Source organism: Phenylobacterium deserti (assembly GCF_003254705.1).
Taxonomy (GTDB): Bacteria; Pseudomonadota; Alphaproteobacteria; order Caulobacterales; family Caulobacteraceae; genus Phenylobacterium; species Phenylobacterium deserti.
On the sequence record NZ_QFYR01000001.1, the window covers coordinates 991,268 to 1,014,551 of the forward strand.

General features: G+C 69.2%; 23 protein-coding genes. 10 read left to right on the forward strand and 13 right to left on the reverse strand.

Annotation, left to right across the window (positions count from 1 at the left end; genetic code table 11):
- Positions 1–116: 116 nt before the first annotated feature.
- From DJ018_RS04895 to DJ018_RS04910, 4 genes are all read right to left on the reverse strand, one after another.
- Positions 117–737, reverse strand: a complete 621-nt coding sequence (locus DJ018_RS04895; RefSeq protein ID WP_240609454.1) for a transglutaminase-like cysteine peptidase — start codon at positions 735–737, stop codon at positions 117–119.
- Positions 738–963: 226 nt separating this feature from the next.
- Entirely contained in the window at positions 964–2,124 is a 1,161-nt protein-coding gene (gene dnaJ, locus DJ018_RS04900) for a molecular chaperone DnaJ (protein ID WP_111513740.1), read from the reverse strand.
- Positions 2,125–2,363: 239 nt separating this feature from the next.
- Positions 2,364–4,280 (reverse strand): molecular chaperone DnaK, encoded by a 1,917-nt coding sequence (gene dnaK / locus DJ018_RS04905; protein WP_111513741.1) that lies wholly within the window; start codon positions 4,278–4,280, stop codon positions 2,364–2,366.
- Between the two features lie 179 nt (positions 4,281–4,459).
- Positions 4,460–4,918, reverse strand: a complete 459-nt coding sequence (locus DJ018_RS04910) for a hypothetical protein (protein ID WP_111514682.1) — start codon at positions 4,916–4,918, stop codon at positions 4,460–4,462.
- A gap of 133 nt (positions 4,919–5,051) precedes the next feature.
- On the opposite strand from DJ018_RS04910, the gene DJ018_RS04915 reads away from it, so the two are divergent.
- A complete protein-coding gene (locus tag DJ018_RS04915; protein ID WP_111513742.1) occupies positions 5,052–5,942 on the forward strand; it encodes a dienelactone hydrolase family protein in 891 nt (296 codons plus the stop codon).
- A 4-nt stretch (positions 5,943–5,946) separates the two neighbouring features.
- Here the strand turns inward: DJ018_RS04915 and DJ018_RS04920 are convergent, their stop codons facing one another.
- The gene (locus DJ018_RS04920) at positions 5,947–6,360 is read right to left on the reverse strand and encodes a hypothetical protein (RefSeq protein ID WP_133254222.1); all 414 of its coding nucleotides are present in this window, start codon (positions 6,358–6,360) and stop codon (positions 5,947–5,949) included.
- Between the two features lie 147 nt (positions 6,361–6,507).
- Here DJ018_RS04920 and DJ018_RS04925 point away from each other — a divergent pair, with 147 nt between their 5' ends.
- Positions 6,508–8,967, forward strand: coding sequence for an FtsK/SpoIIIE family DNA translocase (locus DJ018_RS04925; RefSeq protein ID WP_111513744.1), 2,460 nt, complete (start codon positions 6,508–6,510; stop codon positions 8,965–8,967).
- A gap of 3 nt (positions 8,968–8,970) precedes the next feature.
- Here the strand turns inward: DJ018_RS04925 and DJ018_RS04930 are convergent, their stop codons facing one another.
- Positions 8,971–9,261 carry a UvrB/UvrC motif-containing protein gene (locus DJ018_RS04930; protein ID WP_165842796.1) on the reverse strand — a complete coding sequence of 97 codons (291 nt, stop codon included), beginning with the start codon at positions 9,259–9,261 and terminating at the stop codon, positions 8,971–8,973.
- A 67-nt stretch (positions 9,262–9,328) separates the two neighbouring features.
- Here DJ018_RS04930 and DJ018_RS04935 point away from each other — a divergent pair, with 67 nt between their 5' ends.
- Positions 9,329–9,976 (forward strand): LolA family protein, encoded by a 648-nt coding sequence (locus DJ018_RS04935; protein WP_111513746.1) that lies wholly within the window; start codon positions 9,329–9,331, stop codon positions 9,974–9,976.
- 230 nt (positions 9,977–10,206) lie between these two features.
- The gene (gene xth, locus DJ018_RS04940; RefSeq protein WP_111513747.1) at positions 10,207–11,013 is read left to right on the forward strand and encodes an exodeoxyribonuclease III; all 807 of its coding nucleotides are present in this window, start codon (positions 10,207–10,209) and stop codon (positions 11,011–11,013) included.
- 123 nt (positions 11,014–11,136) lie between these two features.
- On the opposite strand, the gene DJ018_RS04945 is transcribed toward xth, so the two are convergent.
- The gene (locus DJ018_RS04945; protein WP_165842797.1) at positions 11,137–11,820 is read right to left on the reverse strand and encodes a response regulator transcription factor; all 684 of its coding nucleotides are present in this window, start codon (positions 11,818–11,820) and stop codon (positions 11,137–11,139) included.
- 57 nt (positions 11,821–11,877) lie between these two features.
- Between DJ018_RS04945 and DJ018_RS04950 the strand changes: the two genes are divergently transcribed.
- The gene (locus tag DJ018_RS04950) at positions 11,878–12,381 is read left to right on the forward strand and encodes a L,D-transpeptidase family protein (protein WP_111513749.1); all 504 of its coding nucleotides are present in this window, start codon (positions 11,878–11,880) and stop codon (positions 12,379–12,381) included.
- Here the strand turns inward: DJ018_RS04950 and DJ018_RS04955 are convergent.
- Positions 12,378–13,046, reverse strand: a complete 669-nt coding sequence (locus DJ018_RS04955; protein WP_111514683.1) for a YggS family pyridoxal phosphate-dependent enzyme — start codon at positions 13,044–13,046, stop codon at positions 12,378–12,380. The two genes, DJ018_RS04950 and DJ018_RS04955, sit on opposite strands and share 4 nt — an antisense overlap.
- A gap of 70 nt (positions 13,047–13,116) precedes the next feature.
- On the opposite strand from DJ018_RS04955, the gene DJ018_RS04960 reads away from it, so the two are divergent.
- Complete coding sequence (locus tag DJ018_RS04960; protein ID WP_240609455.1) at positions 13,117–13,659, forward strand: thiamine phosphate synthase; 543 nt, start codon at positions 13,117–13,119, stop codon at positions 13,657–13,659.
- On the opposite strand, the gene DJ018_RS04965 is transcribed toward DJ018_RS04960, so the two are convergent.
- Positions 13,649–13,990: an NtrZ family periplasmic regulatory protein gene (locus tag DJ018_RS04965; RefSeq protein ID WP_111513751.1), complete on the reverse strand. Its 342-nt coding sequence runs from the start codon at positions 13,988–13,990 to the stop codon at positions 13,649–13,651. The two genes, DJ018_RS04960 and DJ018_RS04965, sit on opposite strands and share 11 nt — an antisense overlap.
- Before the next feature lie 319 nt (positions 13,991–14,309).
- Between DJ018_RS04965 and DJ018_RS04970 the strand changes: the two genes are divergently transcribed.
- The 4 genes from DJ018_RS04970 to holA all read left to right on the forward strand — a co-directional run bounded on the left by DJ018_RS04970 (position 14,310) and on the right by holA (position 19,020).
- Entirely contained in the window at positions 14,310–14,780 is a 471-nt protein-coding gene (locus DJ018_RS04970) for a DUF3576 domain-containing protein (RefSeq protein ID WP_111513752.1), read from the forward strand.
- A gap of 88 nt (positions 14,781–14,868) precedes the next feature.
- Positions 14,869–17,451 carry a leucine--tRNA ligase gene (gene leuS, locus DJ018_RS04975; RefSeq protein WP_111513753.1) on the forward strand — a complete coding sequence of 861 codons (2,583 nt, stop codon included), beginning with the start codon at positions 14,869–14,871 and terminating at the stop codon, positions 17,449–17,451.
- Between the two features lie 2 nt (positions 17,452–17,453).
- Positions 17,454–17,963 (forward strand): LPS assembly lipoprotein LptE, encoded by a 510-nt coding sequence (gene lptE, locus DJ018_RS04980; RefSeq protein WP_111513754.1) that lies wholly within the window; start codon positions 17,454–17,456, stop codon positions 17,961–17,963.
- A 4-nt stretch (positions 17,964–17,967) separates the two neighbouring features.
- Complete coding sequence (holA, locus tag DJ018_RS04985) at positions 17,968–19,020, forward strand: DNA polymerase III subunit delta (protein WP_111513755.1); 1,053 nt, start codon at positions 17,968–17,970, stop codon at positions 19,018–19,020.
- On the opposite strand, the gene DJ018_RS04990 is transcribed toward holA, so the two are convergent.
- Genes DJ018_RS04990 through mnmG form a run of 4 tightly spaced genes read right to left on the reverse strand, consistent with a single transcriptional unit; the run spans position 19,017 to position 23,284 of the window.
- Positions 19,017–19,922, reverse strand: a complete 906-nt coding sequence (locus tag DJ018_RS04990; protein WP_111513756.1) for a ParB/RepB/Spo0J family partition protein — start codon at positions 19,920–19,922, stop codon at positions 19,017–19,019. The genes holA and DJ018_RS04990 overlap by 4 nt on opposite strands.
- A gap of 9 nt (positions 19,923–19,931) precedes the next feature.
- Positions 19,932–20,732: a ParA family protein gene (locus tag DJ018_RS04995; RefSeq protein WP_111513757.1), complete on the reverse strand. Its 801-nt coding sequence runs from the start codon at positions 20,730–20,732 to the stop codon at positions 19,932–19,934.
- A 7-nt stretch (positions 20,733–20,739) separates the two neighbouring features.
- Positions 20,740–21,420 carry a 16S rRNA (guanine(527)-N(7))-methyltransferase RsmG gene (gene rsmG, locus DJ018_RS05000; RefSeq protein ID WP_420849490.1) on the reverse strand — a complete coding sequence of 227 codons (681 nt, stop codon included), beginning with the start codon at positions 21,418–21,420 and terminating at the stop codon, positions 20,740–20,742.
- Positions 21,421–21,424: 4 nt separating this feature from the next.
- Positions 21,425–23,284 (reverse strand): tRNA uridine-5-carboxymethylaminomethyl(34) synthesis enzyme MnmG, encoded by a 1,860-nt coding sequence (mnmG, locus tag DJ018_RS05005; protein WP_165842855.1) that lies wholly within the window; start codon positions 23,282–23,284, stop codon positions 21,425–21,427.

The following is a 23,284-nucleotide window of genomic DNA, read 5'->3' on the forward strand; positions in this document are numbered from 1 at the left end:
CGCCACCCTTGTTCGAGGGCGTGCGCGCCTACGCCGCCACGAAACGGGCGCGGCGTCACTCAGAACGAGCATGGTTCCGGCGGGTGGCGCTCAACCTCCGGTCGCAGCCCTGCCGGTCAGCGCGCGGCAAGCTGAAGCGGAGATGCGCTGGCCCAAAGGTGCGGCTGGCCGTCCACCTGGCGGCTGACCCAGCTGTAGCGGGCCGAGGCCCAGGCGGTGACCGACAGGGTGCGGTTGTCGAGCACGAAGTCGCCTTCGGCCGTGCTGACAAGCAGGACGGCGTGCATCTCACCTTCCGGCGTCACGCCCAGGGCGATGTTGAGGGCGCTGCGCGGCACGCCCGCCGCCACCAGGGCGCGGATCTTCTCCAGCACATAGTCCTCGCAGTCGCCCGAGCCGCGGCCATCGGCCAGGGGGGTCTGCCAGTAGTCGCTGAGGCCAAAGGCGTCGCGGTCGGTGCGGGCGACGATGGCGCGGTTCACCTGAGCGTTGATGCGGTTCAGCCGGGACCAGAGCCCGGGACCCAAACGCGGCGGGGCGGGCGTTGCGAGGCTGACGTCGGTGAGACCGCTCGTCTGCAGGCCGCAGTCGGCGGGCTGGCGGCGGCAGAAGTCGCTGTAGCCGGCGGGGGCCAGGACGGGAGCGCCCTGCGGCATCTGGCTGGGGGCCGCCCAGGCCGCGCCCGCTCCCAGAAGAGTAAGCACCACCGCCGCTGCAAATCGCGTCCAGACACCCACCGCGCCGCCCTCCGTCCTGTTGGCGGCGGACGAAGTAGATCGGCCCGGTGCGGGGCTCGATTACGCAAAACCATCATCGTAGTTCTACGTAATGGGGTGAAACCCGCCCCAAACGAGCGCGTGAACAAGCATCACTTTGCAACCACATCGGGCATGGCTGCGCGGAGCTAAGAAAAAAGCCGCCCCTTTCGGAGCGGCTTTCGAGGCCCTTGGATGGGGGTGGCGATCAGACGCCGGTGACTTCGTCCCAGAAGCGCTTGGCCTTGCCGAGGAAGTTGGCCGACTTGGGATGCTGCTGTTCACCGCAGATCTCGGAGAATTCGCGGATCAGCTCCTTCTGGCGGGCGGTGAGTCGGGTAGGCGTTTCGACGAACAGCTCGACCACCAGGTCGCCGCGCTCGCGGGAGCGAAGGGAGGGCATGCCGCGGCCCTTGAGGCGCAGGGTCTTGCCGGTCTGGGCGCCTTCCGGCACGCGCACCGTTTGCTTGCAGTTGCCGTCGCAGGTCTCGCCGCCCAGCAGGCAGGGAGCCTCGATCTCGCCACCCAGGGCCGCGATGGCCATGGGAACCGGAACGGTGCACAGCAGGTCCAGGCCGTCGCGCTCGAACAGCTCGTGCGGCTTCACGGACAGGAAGATGTAGAGGTCGCCGCGCGGCCCGCCCCGGGCCCCGGCGTCGCCCTCGCCGGCCAGGCGGATGCGGGCGCCGTCGTCCACGCCCGCGGGGATGCGCACCGACAGGGTGCGTTCGCGGCGGATCTGGCCCGCGCCGTGGCAGGTCTCGCAAGGATCGGCGATCATCCGGCCCGAGCCGCCGCAGCGGGGGCAGGTGCGTTCGATGGAGAAGAAGCCCTGGGTGGCGCGGACCCGGCCGGCGCCGCCGCAGCCCGAGCAGGTCGTCGGGCTGGTGCCCGGCTTGGCCCCCGAGCCTTCGCAGGTCTCGCAGGTCATAGCGGCCGGGATGCTGATCTCGACCTCGGCGCCGGCGTAGGCCTGCTCGAGGGAGATCTCCATGTCGTAGCGCAGGTCCTGGCCGCGAGCCGGGCCGGAGCGCTGCTGCGGACGGCGCCCGCCGAACATGTCGCCGAAGATGTCGCCGAACACCTCGTTGAAGATGTCGCCGGCGTCCTGGTACTGGGCGCCGCCTCCACCGAAGCCGCCCGGACCGCCGTTCAGGCCGGCATGGCCGAACCGGTCATAGGCCGCGCGCTTCTGGGGGTCCGAGAGGACCGAGTAGGCTTCGTTGAGTTCCTTGAATCGGCCGGCGGCTTCCTCGCACCCGCCATTGCGGTCGGGGTGGTGCTGCATCGCCAGCTTACGGAACGCCGCTTTCAGGGCCGCGTCATCGCAGCCCCGATCAACGCCCAGGATCTCGTAATAGTCCCGCATGAACGGTCAGGCGCTCTGAAACAAAATGTTGCTGAAAATAGAAGTGGGATGGCCCCCGCCCGGCTGCAAGGCTTGTAACCGAGCGGGCGGGGGCGTTCCTTCTGCTTGAGAGCACGTCAGGCGGCAAAACCGGTGACCCGGCTTTTGCTTGCCGTGCTCTTGTCCCGCGAAGGCGGCGGCGACGTCCCCAATGACGGCCTTCTCGCATCGGCTGCGGAAGGTCGCCATGGGGCGCGATGTCACGCCGACTTCTTGCTGTCGCCGTCGACTTCCTCGAACTCGGCGTCGACCACGTCGTCCGAGGACTGAGCGCCCTGAGCCGCGGACTCGCCGCCCTCCTGGCCGCCGCTGTTCTGGGCGTTGTACATGGCCTCGCCCAGCTTCATGGAAGCCTGGATCAGGGTCTGGGTCTTGGCGGAGATGGTCTCGGCGTCGCCGGTTTCCACCACGCCCTTCAGGTCATCGAGCGCGGCCTGGATCGCGTTGCGGTCCGCCTCGCCCACCTTGGAGCCGTGCTCCGACAGAGCCTTCTCGGTCGAGTGGATGACGCTGTCGGCCTGGTTCTTGGCCTCGACGCCCTTCTTCCGCTCTTCGTCGGCGGCCTTGTTGGCCTCCGCTTCCTTGACCATGGCGTCGATGTCCGTGTCGGACAGACCGCCGTTCGCCTGGATGCGGATCGACTGCTCCTTGTTGGTCGCCTTGTCCCGGGCCGAGACGTTGACGATGCCGTTGGCGTCGATGTCGAAGGTGACCTCGACCTGCGGCACGCCGCGCGGCGCCGGCGGGATGCCGACCAGGTCGAACTGGCCCAGCATCTTGTTGTCGGCGGCCATCGGACGCTCGCCCTGGAAGACCCGGATCGTCACGGCCGACTGGTTGTCGTCCGCGGTCGAGAAGGTCTGGGAGCGCTTGGTCGGGATGGTCGTGTTGCGTTCGATCAGCGGGGTGAACACGCCGCCCAGGGTCTCGATGCCCAGGGTGAGCGGGGTCACGTCCAGCAGCAGCACGTCCTTGACGTCGCCTTGCAGAACGCCGGCCTGAACCGCGGCGCCCAGTGCCACGACCTCGTCCGGGTTCACGCCCTTGTGCGGCTCGCGGCCGAAGAAGTCGCGGACGACTTCCACCACCTTGGGCATGCGGGTCATGCCGCCGACCAGGATGACTTCGTCGATGTCGGACTTCTTCAGCCCGGCGTCCTTGAGCGCCTGCTCGCACGGGCCGATCGTCTTGTTGATCAGGTCCTCGACCAGGGCTTCCAGCTTGGCGCGGGACAGCTTGACGTTCAGGTGCAGCGGGCCGTTGGCGTTCATCGAAATGAACGGCAGGTTGACCTCGTACTGGGTGACGCTGGACAGCTCCTTCTTGGCCTTTTCGGCCTCTTCCTTCAGGCGCTGAAGGGCGAGCTTGTCCTTGCGCAGGTCGACGCCCTGCTCCTTTTTGAACTCGTCGGCCAGAAAGTCGACGATCCGCAGGTCGAAGTCTTCACCGCCGAGGAAGGTGTCGCCGTTGGTGGACTTCACTTCGAATACGCCGTCGCCGATCTCGAGGATCGAGACGTCGAAGGTGCCGCCGCCGAGGTCGTAGACGGCGATCTTCTTGCCGTCGTTCTTCTCGAGGCCGTAGGCGAGCGCCGCCGCGGTGGGCTCGTTGATGATGCGCAGCACTTCCAGGCCGGCGATCTTGCCGGCGTCCTTGGTGGCCTGACGCTGGGCGTCGTTGAAGTAGGCCGGAACGGTGATGACCGCCTTTTCGACCTTCTCGCCGAGGTGCTGCTCGGCGGCTTCCTTCATCTTCTGGAGGATGAAGGCCGAGATCTGCTGCGGGCTGTAGTCCTTGCCATGAGCGCGGACCCAGGCGTCGCCGTTCGGACCCTTGACGATGTCGTATGGGACCATGCCGCGGTCCTTCTCGACCAGCGGGTCGGAGAAGTTACGGCCGATCAGGCGCTTGATGGCGAAGAGGGTGTTGGCCGGGTTGGTGACCGCCTGGCGACGGGCAGGCTGGCCGACAAGGCGCTCGCCGTCTTCCATGAAGGCCACAACCGACGGCGTGGTGCGCGCGCCTTCGGCGTTCTCGATCACCTTCGGCGTCTTGCCGTCCATGATCGCCACGCACGAGTTCGTGGTGCCGAGGTCGATGCCGATAATCTTGCTCATTGAGAGTCTTGCTCGCTCCTTATTGGCGGACGCCGCGGGGAAGCCTTCTTAGGAAGCGCCTTGTTTGCGACGTCCCCGGTTCGATCAGTTCTCCGCTGGTCGCCCAGCGTCGCAGCCGATATGGGGAAACCTATGCGGCCTGCAAGGGCGAATGTCCCCAATCTTGACAAGGACATGACTCACCTGGGCCGCCAAGCCAAGCTTGCTTGCGCATAGAGCTGGGCTGGATGCGGGGTCGCCGCCCCTCGGGAAGCCAGAAAGGCGTGCTGCACCACCATGGCCTGCTGTTCGATGTTCAGCCGGGCGAAGTCGGCCGCGCCGGCCGCGTCATAGGCGTAGGCGGCCTCGGAGTCGCCGGCGCGAAACTTGGCCATGATCAGCGAGACGCCGTTCTGCGCCTGCCAGACGTGCGTCAGCTCGTGAACGAACACCGCCTGCAGGCCCAGGGGCGCCTGGCTGAAGTCGCGCCATGCCGCGCGCGCCGGCCAGACCATCAGCCGGGGGCCTGCGACAAAGGCGCGGTTCCAGACCGGCAGGGCGAACAGACGCACCCTGAGCGGATCCAGCGCCGGGCCGAACATCTCAGCGGCCAGTGCGCCCTCCCCGGCGGTCAGGCGGCGCAGGCTGAGGGGCTTCATCAGGTCCATGGCGGCAAGACGCCGACGCCGCCCTGCAGTTCCGCTGTCGCGAAGCCGCTTTACGGAGACAAAGCGCCGCAGCAGGATCGCCGCCTCACTTCTCTCGCAATCCCCCAAGGCGGAGACACCCAAGATGGTCACCCTGACCCGACCCGAAGGCACCCAGTCCGGCGATCTTGATCTGTCGCGGCGGGGCGTCGCCCTGGCCCTGGCGGGCGGATACGCCGTGGCCGCCTTCTCCGCCGAGGCGGCGCCCATCAAGACCGACGAGGCTGGGCTGGTCACGGCCACGGTCCAGCTGGCGGCCAAGGATCGGCAGATCCCCGCCTATCTGGCCCGGCCGGCCGGCGGGGGTAAGCACCCGGTGGTGGTGGTCGTCTCCGAGATCTTCGGCGTCCACGAGTACATCCGCGACGTCTGCCGCCGCCTGGCCAAGGCGGGTTATGTGGCGATCGCGCCGGACTTCTTTGTTCGCGCCGGAGATCCCTCCAAGCTCGAGGACCGCGCGGAGATCATGCGGATCGTCGGCACGGCCACGCAGGGGCAGGTGCTGGGCGACGTGGCGGCGGCCACGGCCTACCTGAAGAGCCAGGCTTTCGCCGACACCTCGAAGATGGCGATCACCGGCTACTGCTGGGGCGGGACGATCGTGTGGCTCGCCTGCGCCGAGAACCTCGGCTTCGACGCCGGGGTCGCCTGGTACGGCCGCCTGACCGCTTCAGGTCCGGCCCCCGCGAACGATCCGGGCCGGCGGGCTGCGGTGGATGTGGCCAAGGACCTGAAGGCGCCGGTGCTGGGCCTTTACGCCGAACAGGACCAGGCCATTCCGCTGGCCGACGTCGAGGCGATGCGCGCGGCGTTGAAGACGGCCGGAAAGACGAACAGCGAGATCGTGATCTATCCGGGCGCCCAGCACGGCTTCCACGCAGACTACCGCCCGTCGTTCAACCAGGCCGCGGCGGAAGACGGCTGGAAGCGGATGCTCGCCCACTTCGCGGCCAACGGCGTCGCGCCGGGGAAGTAGCGGCCTAGAACGGCGGGTCGGCCGGCGGCGGCGTGACGCCGTCGAGCAGGTCGCCGACCCGGTCGGCGGGCGGCTGAACCGGCTGAGCGGGCGTCGTCGGCGTCGGGCTGGCCGGCGCAGATGCGGCTTGCTCGGCGCGGCGCGCGGCCTCGGCTTCTTCCTTGGCCTTGGCCTCGGCCTCCAGCTTGGCCTTCTCTTCCGGCGTCAGCTCCGGCGGCGGCGGCGGACCCTCGATCCGTTCGGTGCTGAGCGGGGTGGCTTCCTCGGCCTCGATCGCCGCGCCCGCCGAGGCGGCGCTGTCCGGCTTTTCGCCCGGCAAGCGTCCACGGTGCGGGGCGTTGATGACGCCCAGGGCGAAGGCGGCGGCGGCCAGCAGGCCCAGAAGGCCGGCGACAAGCTGCAGAACCGGGCGAGGCATGCTCCACGTCATGGGGCCGGACCCTAATGCGCAGCGCCTTCAAGCGGAAGCGGCAACGCGCCGCAACACGTCCGCGCCGGGCAGAGTAAACGCCCATTAACCGTCCCGCCCGCAAAAGGGGCTCTGAATCCTTCAGGAGTGGGCGGCATGGCGCGGGCGGCGCGGAAGACGGGCACGGAACTGATCCTGCACATTGCGGGACTGATCTGGGCGCATCCGAACACGGCCCGCCTGCGCGGCGGCCTGACAGCGTCGCTGGGCGTGGCCCTGGCGGTGGCCTTCGCCACCTACAACGCCGGCGATCCCAGCCTGAACGCGGCCAGCGTCAACGAGCCGACCAACGCGCTGGGCGGACCCGGCGCGGCCCTGGCCGACATCGGGGTGCAGTCGCTGGGCCTGGCCGCCGGCATGGCGGCCCTGCTGATGGTGATCCTGGGCCTGGCCCGCGCGGCCTCCGCCGATCCGGACGACAGCCGCGGGCACCTGCGGCTGCGCGCCATCGCCGGCTTGATCGGCGTGCTGTCGCTGGCTGCGGCCCTGGCCCTGCCCGCCCCGCCGCAGGCCTGGCCGCTGGCCAAGGGGCTGGGCGGCTTCTGGGGCGATGGACTGATGCACGGCTTCGCCGGGCTGCTGTCGTTCGCCCGCCTGCCCGGCGCCACAGGGATCTCCGGCATCTTCTTCGCCGTGCTGGCGGCGGTGTCGCTGGGCTATGCCGTGGGGCTGTCGCGCCGTGACCTGCAGGGCGCCGGCGCCTGGCTGCACGCCCGCATGCAGCCCAAGCCGCAGGTGGTGCCGACCCCGGCCGGCGCCGCGCCCCGAGCGTCGAGCGACAAGCCGGCCCGCACGCCCCGCCGCAAGCCGGTGGAAGAAGGCATCCCGGCCGCCGCGCTGGATCCGGCCCCCCGCGCCGCCGCCGCGGCGCCCGCCGCAGCGCCCCTGGCGGCGCCGGCTGCGCCCATTGCGCCGATCGCTCCTGTCGCGGACTACGACGACGAGCCGGAGCTGGCCTCCGGCGAGCCGAAGGTCCGCGCGCCCAAGCCCGCGCCCAAGGAAAGCACCCGCGAGCAGCGCGAAGCCCAGTCGACCTTCGAGTTCGTTCAGCCGGGCGGCTTCCGCCTGCCCGAGCTCGCCATGCTGGCCAAGCCGAAGGCGCGCGCGGCCCAGTTCGACGAAGGGGCGCTGCGCCAGAACGCCCAGCTGCTGGAAAGCGTGCTGGCCGAGTTCGGCGTTCGCGGCCACGTGGACCAGATCCGTCCGGGCCCTGTCGTCACCCTGTATGAGCTGGTGCCGGCCGCCGGCGTGAAGTCGGCCCGCGTCGTGGCCCTGGCCGACGACATCGCCCGGTCGATGAGCGTGGCCGCCTGCCGCGTTTCGGTGGTGCAGGGCCGCAACGCCATCGGCATCGAAATGCCGAACCAGAAGCGCGAGACCGTCTTCCTGCGCGACCTGCTGGCGGCGGGCGAATACGAGCGCGGCAGCCAGAACCTGCCCATGGCGCTGGGCGAGACGATCGGCGGCGAGCCCTACATCGCCGACCTCGCCAAGATGCCCCACCTGCTGATCGCCGGCACTACCGGCTCGGGCAAGTCGGTGGGCGTCAACGCCATGATCCTGTCGATCCTCTACAAGCTGCCGCCCGAGCAGTGCCGGCTGATCATGATCGACCCGAAGATGCTGGAACTCAGCGTCTACGACGGCATCCCGCACCTGCTGGCCCCGGTGGTCACCGACCCCAAGAAGGCCATCGTCGCGCTGAAGTGGACCGTGCGCGAGATGGAGGACCGCTATCGGCGTATGTCCAAGATCGGCGTGCGCAACATCGGCTCCTACAACGAGCGCGCCAAGGAGGCGCTGGCCAAGGGCGAGCACTTCGAGCGGACGGTGCAGACCGGGTTCGACGACAACGGCCGGCCGATCTACGAATCCGAGAAGATCGTCCCCGAGCCCATGCCCTATCTCGTCGTGATCATCGACGAGGTGGCCGACCTGATGATGGTGGCCGGCAAGGACATCGAAGGCGCCGTGCAGCGCCTGGCGCAAATGGCGCGCGCCGCCGGCATCCACCTGATCATGGCCACCCAGCGCCCGTCGGTGGACGTCATCACCGGCACCATCAAGGCTAACTTCCCGACCCGGATCTCCTTCCAGGTCACGTCCAAGATCGACAGCCGCACCATCCTGGGCGAGCAGGGCGCCGAGCAGCTGCTGGGCCAGGGCGACATGCTCTACATGGCCGGCGGCGGCCGGGTGACCCGCCTGCACGGCCCGTTCGTGTCGGACGGCGAAGTGGAGGCGGTGGCCAAGTTCCTGCGCGAGCAGGGCCAGCCGCAGTACCTGGAGGAAGTCACCGCGGGCGGCGACGAGGAGGGCGGCGACGAGCCGAACCTCGGCTTCGGCGGCGACACCGGGGACAGCAACGACCTCTACGACCGGGCGGTGGCGATCGTCACCCGCGACGGCAAGGCCTCGACCTCCTACGTCCAGCGTCGGCTGCAGATCGGCTACAATCGCGCCGCCAGCCTGATCGAGCGGATGGAGCAGGAAGGCGTCGTCAGCCCCGCCAATCACGCCGGCAAGCGCGAGATCCTGGTCGGCCCGCCGCCCTAAGTCTCAGCGCCGGCGGCGACCGCCCGGCGAGACGTTTCGGGTCATGAAGTCGGGCTTCTTGGGCAGGGGCTTCGACGGATCGCGCACATAGGCTTCCTGGCTGGAGCCCAGGCCCATCCTGCCGGGCTGCTGCTCCACGAGGTTGGACTCGCCGCGCCTGAGGCGCTCGATCGCGTCTTTCAGCGCCTGCGCGGTCTCGAAGTCGTCCTCGGCGGCGGCCTTGGCCATCCGCGCTTCCAGCTGGGCGATCATGTCCATGGAGCGGGAACGGTAGCCGAAGCGTGAGCGTTGCACGAGCCGCCTCAGAGAGGCCCTATTGCCGCCCAGCCGGCGCGCTAGACCCCCGCCCATGGAGCAAAGAATGAGCCTCACCCGCCGCAGCCTCGCCCTCGGCAGTCTCGCCGGCGCCCTGGCCGCGTCCGTGTCCGCCCCTGCCCTGGCGCAAGGCCGCCTGTCGGCTGCCGACCGGCAGCTGGTGGACCGGGCCGTCGCCTATCTGGAGGGCCTGACCAGCGCGCGCGGCCGTTTCACCCAGACCGACAGCAACGGCCGCACCACCACCGGCACCCTGTTCATGCAGCGCCCAGGCAAGGCGCGCTTCGCCTATGACGCGCCGTCGCGCCTGCTGGTGGTGTCCAACGGCTCGACCGTGGCGGTGCAGGACGGCCGGCTGAACAGCTTCTCGAGTTATCCGCTGAGCTCGACGCCCTTGTCCCTGTTCCTAGCCCGCAACATCCGCCTGGATCGCGGGGTGCAGGTGGTTCAGGTGCGCCGCGCCGCCGACGGCTTCACCCTGGTGGCCCGCGACCTGCGCAAGCAGACCGCCGGCCAGATCGAACTGACCTTCGCCGACAACCCGCTGCGCCTGGCCAGCTGGGTGGTGGTGGACGCCCAGCGCCGCGCGACGCGGGTCAACCTGCAGGGCCTTCAGCCGGCCTCCGGGCTGGATCCCGCGCTGTTCGTGCTGAACGATCCGCGGAAGAAGAATGTCGGTCGCGGCAAACTGTGACGGTTTAGTCACGGGCAAGCTCAATCAAACGTGTGGTTGACTTTTCTTTTGCCCGTGGCGTTAATGTCACTAGCCCTCAGGCGCGGCGGACGCGCCAGAGGCCCGTGCCGGATCTATCCCCTCCCGGCGGCGGCATGAGAGACCCACTTGCAACGCTCGGGCTTTCTCCAGGGCCCGAGCGTTTCTTTTGCCACGTTCCCTAAGCCGGCGGCCGCGCCTATGTGAGCGCCATGCGCCTTCGGATCTGCACCTGGAACGTCAACTCCGTTCGTCTTCGCCATGAGCACGCGGCCAAGTTCGTGGCCGAGCACGCCCCAGACGTCCTGTGCCTGCAGGAGATCAAGTGCCGCGAGGGCGAGTTCCCGCGCGAGGCCTTCGAGGCCATGGGGATGCCGCACCTGAAGATCGCCGGGCAGAAGGGCTGGCACGGGGTGGCCATCGCCTCGCGCCTGCCGCTGGAGGACGCCCCGCCGCTGAACGTCTGCCGCGAGGGGCACGCCCGCTGCGTGGGCGCGACGGTGGCGGGCGTGGAGATCCACAATTTCTACATCCCGGCGGGTGGGGACGAGCCGGACCGGGCGGTGAACACGAAGTTCGACCACAAGCTCGACTTCTACGAAAAGCTCACGGCTGAGCTGTCAAAGCGCGACCCGAAGGCGCCGCTGGCGATCGTCGGCGACCTGAACGTGGCGCCGGGCGAGCACGACGTCTGGAACCACAAGTACATGTCCAAGGTGGTCAGCCACACGCCCGTAGAGATTGAGGCGTTCGAGGCGCTGAAGGCCTCGCTGGGCTTCATCGACCTGCCCCGGGAAACCACGCCGCAGCCGGAGAAGATGTTCTCCTGGTGGAGCTATCGCGCCGCCGATTTCCGCAAGAGTAACCGCGGCCTGCGGCTGGACCACATCCTGGTGACCCCGGGTCTGCGGGAGGCGGCCTTCCGGATGGGCTCGGCCGCCAGCCGCGTGCACGACCACGTGCGGGAGTGGGAGCGGCCGAGCGACCACGCGCCAGTGACGGCGGATCTGGTGCTGTAGCACAGGTCCTCCCCCCTCGAGGGGGATGTGGCCGAAGGCCGGAGGGGGTCGCCGCCGCGACCGAGCTCGTTGAACCCCTTCAGTCGCTTCGCGACAGCTCCCCCTGACGGGGAGCATCGGGACTCAAGGCGCGAGCCTGTAGCCGCCGGCTTCGGTGAGCAGCAGTCGCGCGTTGGCGGGGTCGGACTCGATCTTCTGGCGCAGGCGGTAGACGTGGGTCTCCAGCGTGTGCGTGGTCACCCCGGCGTTGTAGCCCCACACCTCGGCCAGCAGCTCCTCACGCGACACGGGCTTCTCGCCCGCGCGGTAGAGGTACTTGAGGATGTTGGTCTCTTTCTCGGTCAGGCGGATCTTCCGCTGCTGGCCGTCGACCAGGATCTTGTTGGCCGGGCGGAATTCGTAGGCGCCCAGGCGGAACACCGCGCCTTCCGAATGCTCGTGGCTGCGCAGCTGGGCGCGGATGCGAGCCAGCAGCACGGCGAACTTGTAGGGCTTGGTGACGTAGTCGTTGGCCCCGGATTCCAGCCCGCGAATGGTGTCTTCGTCGGCCGAGGCGGCGGTGAGCATGATGACGGGGGCGGCCACGCCGGCCCGGCGCATCTCCTGACAGGCGTCGCGCCCGTCCATGTCGGGCAGGTCCACGTCCAGCAGCACGAGGTCGGGACGATGTTCCTGCGCCAGGCGGACGCCCTCGCGGGCGGTCCCCGCCTCGACGGTCCGGAAGTCTTCGGTTTGGAGCTGCTCCGCGACTGCGCCGCGCAGGTCCGCGTCATCGTCGACGATGAGTAGGGTCTTGCGTTGAGCCATGCGGTGAAACATGCACCGTATTGCCGCCCGAGGGCAAAAAAGTTTTCAGGAGCCGCCGTGAACTTCACCGCCACCGCTGACGGCCTGCTCGACATCGGGGAGCGCAAGGTGCGCTGCGCCCTGGGCCCGGCGGGCGTGGTTCCGGCCGATCAGAAGCGCGAAGGCGACGGCGCCTCGCCGGCCGGCGTGTGGCCGATCCGCCGGGTGCTTTGGCGACCCGACCGAAGCCCGCCACCCCAGACCGCCATTCCGGTCGAGGCGATCTCGGAGCATGACGGCTGGTGTGATGCGGCGGACGATCCGAACTACAACCGCCCTGTGACCCTGCCCTACTCGGCCAGCGCCGAGCGGCTCTGGCGGGACGATCACGTCTACGACCTCATCGTGGTGCTGGGGCACAACGACGATCCGCCCGAGGCGGGCATGGGCTCGGCGATCTTCCTGCACGTCGCCCGGGAGAACTACACGCCGACCGAAGGCTGCGTGGCGGTCGCTCGGGAGGACCTCGAGGAGCTGCTCCGTCACGCCAAGCCGGGCGATGCGGTGGAGATCCGCGGCTAGGCGCGCTCGCCGAACACCGCCGAGCCGACGCGGACGCTGGTGGCCCCGAAGCGCACGGCGGTCTCGAAGTCGGCGCTCATACCCATGGACAGCTTCGACAGTCCGTTCCGCTCGGCGATCTTGCCCAGCAGGGCGAAATGCGGACCCGGCGGCTGGCCTGCCGGCGGGATGCACATCAGCCCCTCCGGCTCCAGGCCGTAGGTCTTGCGGCAAGCGGCGATGAAGGCGTCGGCGTCGGCAGGTATGATCCCCGCCTTCTGCGGCTCCTCTCCGGTGTTCACCTGGACATAGAGGCGCGGACGGCGGCCCTGCTTCTGGATCTCGTCGGCCAGGGCGCGGGCGAGCTTTTCGCGGTCCAGGGTCTCCACAACGTCGAAGAAGGCGACCGCCTCGCGGGCCTTGTTGCTCTGCAAGGGACCGATCAGCCGCAGCTCCAGGCCGTTCGCCTTGCCTTCCCAGCGGGACATGGCTTCCTGCACCCGGTTCTCTCCGAAGACGGTCTGGCCGGCGGCAAGCACGGGCTCGATCGCCTCCCACGGCTGGGTCTTGGAGACCGCCACCAGGGCGACGGAAGACGGATCGCGGCCGCAGGCTTGCGCCGCGCGGGCGATCCGGGCCACCACGTCTTGGTAGGCGGCGGCAGGATCTTGAGGAGAGACGGCCATTTCGGAGGGCTTCTGGACCTTGCAGAGGACGGCTGCGCTCTTAAAGCGCCCGCCCGCCATCCGGAAGGCCTTGCCGCGCCTGCTGCTGTTCACCGATCCGGTGCGCACGCCAGATCCCCTCGCCGCGGCCGACACGCTTCCGTCAGGCGCGGGCGTGGTGTTTCGGGCTTTCGGCGATCCCGATGCGCTGAACGTCGCTCGCCGCCTGCGGGAGCTTGCTTCAGCGCGCGGTCTGGTCCTGCTGATCGGGGCCGATCACCGGCTGGCCTGGGACGTCGGGGCGGACGGCGTTCACCTGCCCGAGCGCCTGGCCCGGCGGGCGCGGGCGCTGAAGAGCGGCAGGCCGGGCTGGATCGTCACCACCGCCGCCCATTCCGAATGGGCGGCGCATCTGGCCGGCGGCTGGGGCGCGGACGCGGCGGTGGTGTCGGCGGTCTTTCCCTCACGCAGCCCAAGCGCGGGCGCGCCCATCGGGCCCGTACGGCTGGCTGCGATGGCGCGGCGCGTGCGCCTGCCGATCTATGCGTTGGGGGGCGTGAACAGCAAAACGGCCCGACGTCTGAAGGACGCGGGCCTGGCGGGCGTGGCGGCCGTCGACGGCCTTAGAACTTGAAGCTGGATTCCAGCCGAACGCGCGGCTGGCCCTCGTTCGGCGTGATCTTCTTCGGGCCCGGGCCGACCTGCTGGTCGCCAAGCGCCACGGCGCCGCCGACACGAAGCGACGGCGTGATGCGGTAGTAGGCGCCAGCCTGAATGTCGTTGAGGTTGGACGGGCGAGCGTCCGGCTGGTCGAGGTTCAGCGTCAGGCCCCAGCGGCCCTTACGAGCGTCCCACTTCACCGCGCCCTGGTTGGCGGTGGTCGCCTGTTCCGACTTCACGGTGAAGTCGACGCGCTTGCCCTTCGCGCCGTCAGCAGCCTGCGCAGCGCCGGCCGCCGCGCTCACAAGCGCGGCTGCAGCAAGCAGCACAGCAGTCCGACAACGCAGCATACGCACTATATAGCCCCTAAGCCCCGCGATCACAGACCTGGGCGAACCCAAATCTGTAACGGTTGAGCTCGATTAGAGATGCCTCCGTCCACAGGTCAACCGCCGCCGCGGCGGTTTGGCTCCCTGGTGGTCAGATCACCCTGAGTCTGTGGCGGCGAGGTCACGCGATTCCTGTTTGGCGTCCTTGCGGCCGTTGTTATAGAGGGCGCGGCGCGGGGCGGCGCCGTGGCGCTCGCACGAGCGCGCGGAGAGATTCATTAGGAGACGGATGCTTATGCCGTTTGTGCGCGGAGTTTGGATGCGGCGCGTGTCGATGGGCGCCATGGCCCTGGCCGTCGTCGGCCTGAGCGCCTGCTCGGCCCCTCGCCTGCTGGGTGGCGGATCGAACCGCACCAGCTCGGCCGCCAACGTCCAGACCGGCATCGGCGTGAACGGCTATCTGTGGCGCGCCACGCTGGACACCCTGGCGTTCATGCCCCTGGCTTCCGCCGATCCGTACGGCGGCGTGGTGATCACCGACTGGTACGTGAACCCGGAAAAGCCGGACGAGCGCTTCAAGTGCACCGTCTATATCCTGGACGCGCGCCTGCGCGCCGATGGTCTGAACGTCGCGGTGTTCAAGCAGACCCGCGACGCCGGCGGCAACTGGGTGGACGCGCCGGCGGCCGCCCAGACCGAGACGGACATGGAAAACGCCATCCTGACGCGGGCGCGCCAGCTTCGACTTTCGAACATCCGGGGCTAAGACCAGCCCCACTCGTTCGTTCGTCGGCGCCTGATGCTTCAAGGCTGCTGACCGGTCCGCCACACCTGTCCTAAAGCCCAAAGAGCCTATGGCCCGTTACAATCCCAAAGAGACCGAGCCCAAGTGGCGTGACGCCTGGGCGAGCGCCGACGCGTTCCGCGCCCGCGAAGACGCGTCCAAGCCCAAGTACTACGTGCTGGAGATGTTCCCTTATCCCTCGGGGCGTCTCCACATGGGTCACGTGCGCAACTACGCGCTGGGCGACGTCATCGCGCGCTACAAGCGGGCGCGGGGCTTTTCGGTGCTGCACCCGATGGGCTGGGACGCCTTCGGCCTGCCGGCCGAGAACGCCGCCATGGAGCGCGGAGTCGAGCCCAAGGGCTGGACCTACGACAACATCGCCCGGATGCGGGCCGAGCTGAAGGAGCTGGGCCTGTCCATCGACTGGTCGCGCGAGTTCGCGACCTGCGACGTGGAATACTATGGCCAGCAGCAGGCCTGGTTCCTGGAGCTGTTCAAGCGCGGCCTGGTCTACCGTCGGGAAGCCACGGTGAACTGGGATCCCGTCGACCAGACCGTCCTGGCCAACGAGCAGGTGGTTGACGGCAAGGGCTGGCGCTCGGGCGCGGTGGTCGAGAAGCGCAAGCTCTCCCAGTGGTTCCTGCGCATCACCCAGTACGCCGACCAGCTGGTGGACGATCTGGCGCAGCTGGACCGTTGGCCGGAAAAGGTCCGGACCATGCAGGAAAACTGGATCGGCCGGTCCAAGGGCCTGCGCTTCCGATTCCACTTCGCCGGCGAGGCGCCGCAAGCGGCGGCCGATGGTATCGAGGTCTACACCACGCGTCCGGACACCCTGTTCGGGGCCTCCTTCGTCGGCATCGCGCCGGACCACCCGCTGGCCCAGGAGATCGCGGCGCGCGACCCCAAGGCCGCGGCCTTTATCGAAGAGTGCCGCAAGGGCGGCGCGTCCGAGGCCGAGATCGAGACGGCCGAGAAGCTGGGTTACGACACCGGGCTGAAGGTGAAGCACCCGTTCGATCCGAACTGGGAGCTGCCGGTCTGGATCGCGAACTTCATCCTGATGGACTACGGCACGGGCGCGATCTTCGCCTGCCCGGCCCACGACCAGCGAGACCTGGACTTCGCCCGCAAGTACGACTTGCCCGTGCGCCCTGTGGTGCTGCCGCCGGGCGAGGATCCGGCGAGCTACGACGTCGGGAGCGAGGCCTATGTGGGTCCCGGCACGATCTTCCGTTCGCAGTTTCTGGACGGGCTGGAGATCGAGCCGGCCAAGGAAGCGGCGATCGCCCGCATCGAGGCGCAGAACGACGGCCAGGGCGCGACGGTGTTCCGCCTGCGCGATTGGGGCGTCTCGCGCCAGCGCGGCTGGGGCTGCCCGATCCCGGTGATCCACTGCGGCAAGTGCGGCGTGGTCGGCGTGCCGCGCGACCAGCTGCCGGTGGCGCTGCCCGACGACCTGGAGTTCGGCAAGCCGGGCAACGCGCTGGAGCGTCACCCGACCTTCAAGCACACCACCTGCCCGCAATGCGGCGCTGAGGCGAGCCGCGAGACCGACACGCTGGACACCTTCGTGGACAGCTCCTGGTACTTCGCACGCTTCGCCAACCCGAACGCGGCCGATCCAGTCGACAAGGCGGCGGCCGACTACTGGATGAGCGTCGACCAGTACATCGGCGGCATCGAGCACGCCGTGCTGCACCTGCTGTACGCCCGCTTCGTCACCAAAGCGCTGGCGGACGAGGGCATGCTGAGCGTGCGCGAGCCGTTCGCCGGCCTGTTCACGCAGGGCATGGTCACCCACGAGACTTATCGGCGCGAAAACGGCGAGTGGCTGGAGCCCGGCGCGGTGGAGATCACCGCCACCGGCAACAAGCGCGAAGCCAAGATGGTGGACACCGGCGAGCTGGTGCGGATCGGCGACATCGAGAAGATGTCGAAGTCCAAGAAGAACACCGTGGCGCCCGGCGAGATCTTCGACGTTTACGGCGTGGACGCGGCCCGGCTGTTCGTGCTGTCCGACAGCCCGCCCGAGCGGGACGTCCAATGGACCAGCGGCGGCGTCCAAGGCGCCTGGCGCTTCGTCAACCGGGTTTGGGACGAGTTCGACAGCCAGCCGGCGGACGCCGGCGCTGCGGGTGAAACGGACGAGGCGGCCGACGCTTTGCGCCGCGCCACCCACAAGCTGGTCAAGCACGTGACGGAGGCGATCGAGAGCTTCCGCTTCAACTCCGGCATCGCGCGTCTCTACGAGTTCCTGAACACGCTGAAGGCGCATCCGGCGGAGGGCGCGAGCCCGGCCCTGCTGGCCGCGCGTCACGAGGCTCTGAGCGCCTTCGCTCGCCTGATCGCGCCCTTCACCCCGCACCTGGCCGAAGAGTGCTGGGCTCGGGTGGGCGGCGGCGGAATGCTGGTGGAAGCCGAGTGGCCGACGTTCGATCCCGCCCTCACCGAGGACGCGGTCAAAGTCCTTCCGGTGCAGGTCAACGGCAAGCGCCGGGGCGAGATTTCGGCCCCTGCGGGCGCCGAGCCAGCCGAGGTGGAGAAGATGGTGCTTGACGATCCGGAGATCGCACGGCGCCTTGAGGGCTTGACCATCCGGAAGGTGATCGTCGTGAAGGACCGCATTGTGAACATCGTGGCCGCCTGACGATGCGCAGCCGTCTTGCTCTCGCCCTGGCGCTGGTGGTCGGCGCGGCCGGTCTGGCCGGCTGCGGATTCACGCCGCTCTACGGGCAGCCGGGGGTGACCTCAAACCTAGCGGCGATCGACGTGGTGGCGCCGGAAGGCCGCACCGGGTTCCTGATCCGCCAGCATCTGGACGACGCCCTGGGCCGCAATCGCGCCGGGCCCGCCACCTACCGCATGGAGCTGGGTCTCGGCGAGGCGCGCTATCCTCGCGGCATCCGCGTCGACAACGTGGCGACCCGCTACGAGTACGTGCTGGAAGCCAACTACGCCCTGTTCAGCACGGCCACCAACGCCGTGGCCAAGCGGGGGCAGGTGCGGGTCGAGCTGACCTACGACTCGGCCGACCAGCCCTACGCCTCCATCGCAGCCCAGCAGGACGCCCAGGACCGCGCCGCGGCCGAAGCGGCCCGCCGGATCCAGATGGAGCTGGCGGTATGGCTCGCCAACGGGGCCACGCCCGCCCGGAGCTGACGGCGTGATCCTCAGCAAGCGCCCTGACATCGAGCGGTTCCTGAAGGCGCCGGAGCCGGGTGTTCGCGCCGCGCTGATCTATGGCCGGGACATGGGCGTGGTCCGCGACCGCGCCAACCAGCTGGCCGGCAAGGTGGTGGACCGGCCGGACGATCCCTTCGACGTGGCCCAGCTGACGGACGGCGACCTGGCCGACGACGGCGGACGGCTGGAGGGCGAGCTTGCATCCCAGTCGCTGATGGGCGGCCGGCGGCTGGTGCGCCTGCGGTTCGCCACCGAAAAGGGCGCGCTCGACAAGCTGGCGGCCGAGGCGCTGGAGCGTCACGCCAAGGGTGAGCTCAACCCCGACGCCTTTCTGCTCGTGGAAGCGGGCGCGCTGGGCCGTGAGAGCACCTTGCGCAAGGTCGCTGAGAAGGCCGGCGGCTGCGTGGTCATCCCCTGCTATGAGGATGAGCCGGGGGACGTGGCGCGGCTGGTGCGCGAGACCTTGGCGCAGGACCAGGTGTCGCTGAACAGCGATGCGCTCGCCATGTTCGTGGCCCGCATGCCCAAGGAGCGGGGCGTAGCGCGGCAGGAGATCGAGCGGCTGGCCCTGTTCCTGGGTCCGGGCAGCGGGATCAACGCGACGCCGGCGGACCTGGAGCAATTCCTGGGCGTTGAGCCGGAGGCCTCCTTGTCGGACGCGGCGGCCGATGCGTTCGGCGGCCGGTTGGCCGAGGCCCAATCCGGCATCCGGCGTGCACGCCAAGAGGGCGAGCCGGGCCCCGCGGCGGTGCGCGCGATCGGCAACTACCTGGGCCGCCTGCGGCGGACCCTGACGCTGGCCAAGAGCGGCGCGGGACTGCAGGAGGCCGCCAAGGCGTCCGGCGTGTTCTGGAAGCAGGAGCGCGAGTTCCTGCGGCAAGCGCGCGCCTGGACTCTGGAAGAGCTGGACCGGATCCAGCCCGAGGTGCTGGCCGCCGACAAGGCCTGCAAGACCGCCGGCAGCCCCGACCACCTGATCGCCGAGCGCCTCGCACTGACCATCGCAGGACGTGCGAGGCGGCTGGGGCTCTAGGCCCGGGTCAGGCGGCGGCAGAGCTCGTCGAGCTGCTCGAGCGTAGCGTAGCGGATCCGCAGTTCGCCGACGCCGCCCCGATCGGCGATGTCGACGCTCATTCCCAGAACGTCCTCGAGGTCGGCTTCAAGGGCGGCGGTATCGGTGTCCTTGGAAGCCGCCTTGCGCGGGCCGGAGCTCTTCTTCGGGCCAGCCGCCTTGGCGCGCACCAGGGCTTCAGTGTCCCGGACCGACAGGCCGCGGCTCACCACCTGCTCGGCCACGGCTTCCTGGTCGTCGCAGGCCAGGATGGCGCGGGCGTGACCGGCCGTGAGGCGGCCACGCAGGACGTGATCCTGAACCTTTTCAGGAAGTTGCAGCAGCCGGATGGTGTTGGCCACGTGGCTGCGGCTCTTGCCCACTGAGGTGGCGGCCTGGTCCTGGGTGTAGCCGAAGCGGTTCATCAGCGCCCGGTAGGCTTGCGCCTCTTCCATGGCGTTGAGGTCTTCGCGCTGGACGTTCTCGACCACGGCGATCTCGAACGCGCGATCGTCTGTTAGCTCGCGCACCAGGGCCGGGATGGAGGTCAGGCCTGCGCGTTGGGCGGCGCGCCAGCGGCGCTCGCCGGCGACGATCTCGAACTCGCCCGGCGTCTTGGGCGAGGGGCGCAGCAGGATCGGCTGCAGAACACCTTTGTCGCGGATCGAGGTCTCGAGCTCTTCGATCTCGGCTTCCGAGAAGTGCTGGCGCGGCTGCTCCGGATTGCGGTGGATCAGCTCGATGGGAACTTCCTGGGCCCCCTGCCCGCGCGGCTGGGCGACCGGCGCGCCGCTTGCAGCAGCTTCCGGCGCGACCACCTCGGCGTCAGCCTCGCCCAGCAGGGCCGACAGACCCCGGCCCAATCCCCTGCGGTTTTCCGCCATCTCGTCCCCCTACGCGGCGCCGGCCGCGAGCTTCTGGTGACGCGCGCGCTCGCGCAGCACCACTTCGCGGGCCAGCTTCAGATAGGCCTGGCTGCCCGCGCACTTCAGATCGTAGACCAGCGCCGGCTTGCCGAAGGACGGCGCCTCGGAGACCCGCACGTTGCGCGGGATCACCGTCTGGTAAACCGTGTCGCCGAAGTAGCCGCGCACGTCGCCCGCCACCTGTTCCGACAGGCTGTTGCGCCGGTCGTACATGGTCAGCACGACGCCCTGGATTTCCAGCTTGGGATTGAGGCTGCCGCGCACCAGGTCGACTGTCCGCATGAGCTGGGTCAGGCCCTCAAGGGCGAAGAACTCGCACTGCAGCGGCACCAGCACCGCGTCAGCCGCGGCCATGGCGTTGACCGTCAGCAGGTTCAGCGACGGCGGGCAGTCGATCAACACGTAGGTGTAGCCACCCGCCTCGCGCAGCGGCTGCAGCGCGTCGCGCAGCTTGAAAGAGCGGCGGGCCTGCTGCCCGAGTTCCAGCTCCACGCCAGACAGGTCAGGATCCGCAGGCACCAGATCCAGCCCTGGCAGACTGGTCTGGACGACGGCGTCGACCACCGGCTTTTCGCCCATGAGGACGTCGTAGAGGGTGTTCTTGCGCAGAGCGCGGCCGACGCCGAGCCCGGTCGACGCGTTGCCCTGAGGATCGGAGTCGATCAGCAGCACCTTCTCGCCCACGGCGGCCAGAGCCGTGCCGAGGTTGATCGCCGTCGTCGTCTTGCCGACGCCGCCCTTCTGGTTGGCGATGACCAGCACCCGCATGGGGCGCTCAGACTTTCCGGCCACGGCCGAGCCTCCTTACACGCACAATCTGCCCCCGCGGGTCGCTGAGGGAGGGAAGCGTCTCCGCTTCGAAGTCCCAGGACCGCGCCGCCTCGTCCAGTTCGGACGCCACATCCTGGCCTTTCAGGAACAGTCCCTGGGCCCCGGCCTTGAAGTATGGCCGGGCATACCCGAGCAGCCGGGCCATCGGCGCACAAGCCCGCGCGGTGACGATGTCCACAGCAAGGTCGAGGTTTTCCGCACGTTCGTTGTGAACCGTCGCAGGGAGCCCCAACTGGCCGACCACTTCGGAAAGGAAGCGACAGCGCTTGGCCATGCTCTCGACCAGGTGGACGTGGAAGCCCTCACGACCCTTGCCCATGATCGCCAGAACAACGCCCGGCAGGCCGGCCCCCGCCCCGAGATCCGCCCAGCGCAGGGCCTCAGGGGCGAGCTTGAGCAGCTGGGCCGAGTCCCAGGCGTGGCGGTTCCAGTAGGTGGCGATGGTCGCCGGCCCAACGAGGTTCATCACCTCGTTCCACTCGGCCAGCACGTCGCGATACCGAGCGAGGTCGGCCATCACCGCCGGAGAGGCGCCGGTCTCGCGGGCGAAGTCGGCCTCGTCGAGGACGCCGATCATGACGCCCTGCCCTGTCGGCGGCGCGCTGTTGTCCTGGAGCTGGCTCATAGAGTCAGGCGGCCCGGCGGCGGACATAGGCGAGCAGCGCGGTCAGGGCGCCGGGGGTGACGCCCTCGATCCGAGCCGCCTGACCGAGGGTCAGGGGCTTCACCGCTTCGAGCTTGGAGCGAACTTCGTTGGAGAGGCCGCCGATGGCGGCGTAGTCGAGGTCGGCCGGCAGGCGCAGGTCTTCGTCCCGGCGGAAGGCGGCGACGTCCGCGGCCTGGCGATCCAGGTAGCCGGCGTAGGAGGCGTCGATCTCGATCTGCTCGCGAATGGCTGGCGCCCAGGCGGCGATCTGCGGCCAGATCTGCGCTAGGTCGTCGAAGCCGATCGAAGGATAGGCCAGCAGTTGGATGAGGTTGCGGCGTTGGCCGTCGGCCTTCACCGGCAGGCCGGCGCGGGCCGCTTCGGCCGGGGTGAGCTGAAGACGCTCGGCCTCCGCGCGGGCGGTGGCGAGCTCTGCGGCTTTGGCTTCGAAGGCGGCGGCGCGTTCTGGACCCACGACGCCAAGGGCGATGCCCTTGCTGGTCAGGCGCTGGTCGGCGTTATCCGCGCGCAGGGTGAGGCGGAACTCAGCCCGGCTGGTGAACATGCGATAGGGCTCGGTGACCCCGCGCGTGACGAGGTCGTCGACCAGCACGCCGATGTAGGCTTCGTCACGGGCGAACTGCGCCGACTCCTGCCCCGCGGCGGCGCGGGCGGCGTTCAGGCCGGCGACCAGCCCTTGCGCGCCGGCTTCCTCGTAGCCCGTGGTGCCGTTGATCTGGCCGGCGAGATAGAGGCCGGGAACCGCCTTCACTTCAAGAGTGGGATAGAGCTCCCGCGGATCGACGTAGTCGTATTCGATGGCGTAGCCGTACTGCTTCACCACGACGTTCTCGAGCCCAGGGATGGTGCGCAGGAAGAGGTCCTGGGTCTCGGCGGAGACGGAGGTGGAGACCCCGTTGGGGTAGACGGTGTTGTCGTCCAGCCCTTCCGGCTCAAGGAAGATCTGGTGGCTGGTCTTGTCAGCGAAGCGGACGACCTTGTCCTCGATGGACGGGCAGTAGCGCGGACCGACGCCGGTGACGCGGCCGCCGTAGACGGCGGACTCGTCCAGCCGTTCGGCGATGATCCGGTGGGTCTCTTCCGTGGTGTAGGTCACGCCGCACTGGATCTGCGGGACGGTGATCTTGTCGGTCAGGAAGGAGAAGGGCACGGGCTCGTCATCGGCCGGCTGCATCTCCAGCTGGTCCCAGGCGATGGTCGAGCCGTCAAGCCGCGCCGGGGTGCCGGTCTTCAGGCGGCCCATGCGCAGGCCCAAGGCGTAGAGCCGGTCGGCGAGGCCGATGGCGGGCGCGTCGCCGACCCGGCCAGCTGGGATGCGTTCCTCGCCCCGGTGGATGACGCCCTTGAGGAAGGTGCCGGTGGTCAGCACGACCTTCCGGGCGCGGTAGACCTGACCTGAGGCGCCGACCACCCCGGCCAGATCGCTGTCGACGATGTACAGATCTTCGACCGCTTCCGCCGTCACTGTCAGGTTCGGATAGGCCAGCAGTTCCGACTGCATGGCCTCGCGGTAAAGACGGCGATCGATCTGGGAGCGGGGGCCGCGGACGGCGGCGCCCTTGGAGCGGTTGAGCATCCGGAACTGGATTCCGGCTTTGTCGGCCAGCCGGCCCATCAGGCCATCGAGCGCGTCGATCTCGCGGACCAAGTGACCCTTGCCCAGGCCGCCGATCGCCGGGTTGCAGCTCATCGCGCCGAGCGTCTCGATCTTGTGGGTCAGCAGCAGGGTGCGGGCGCCGAAGCGCGCCGCGGCAGCTGCGGCCTCACAGCCGGCGTGGCCGCCGCCGATGACGATGACGTCCCAATCGTTCGAAAGGTTGAT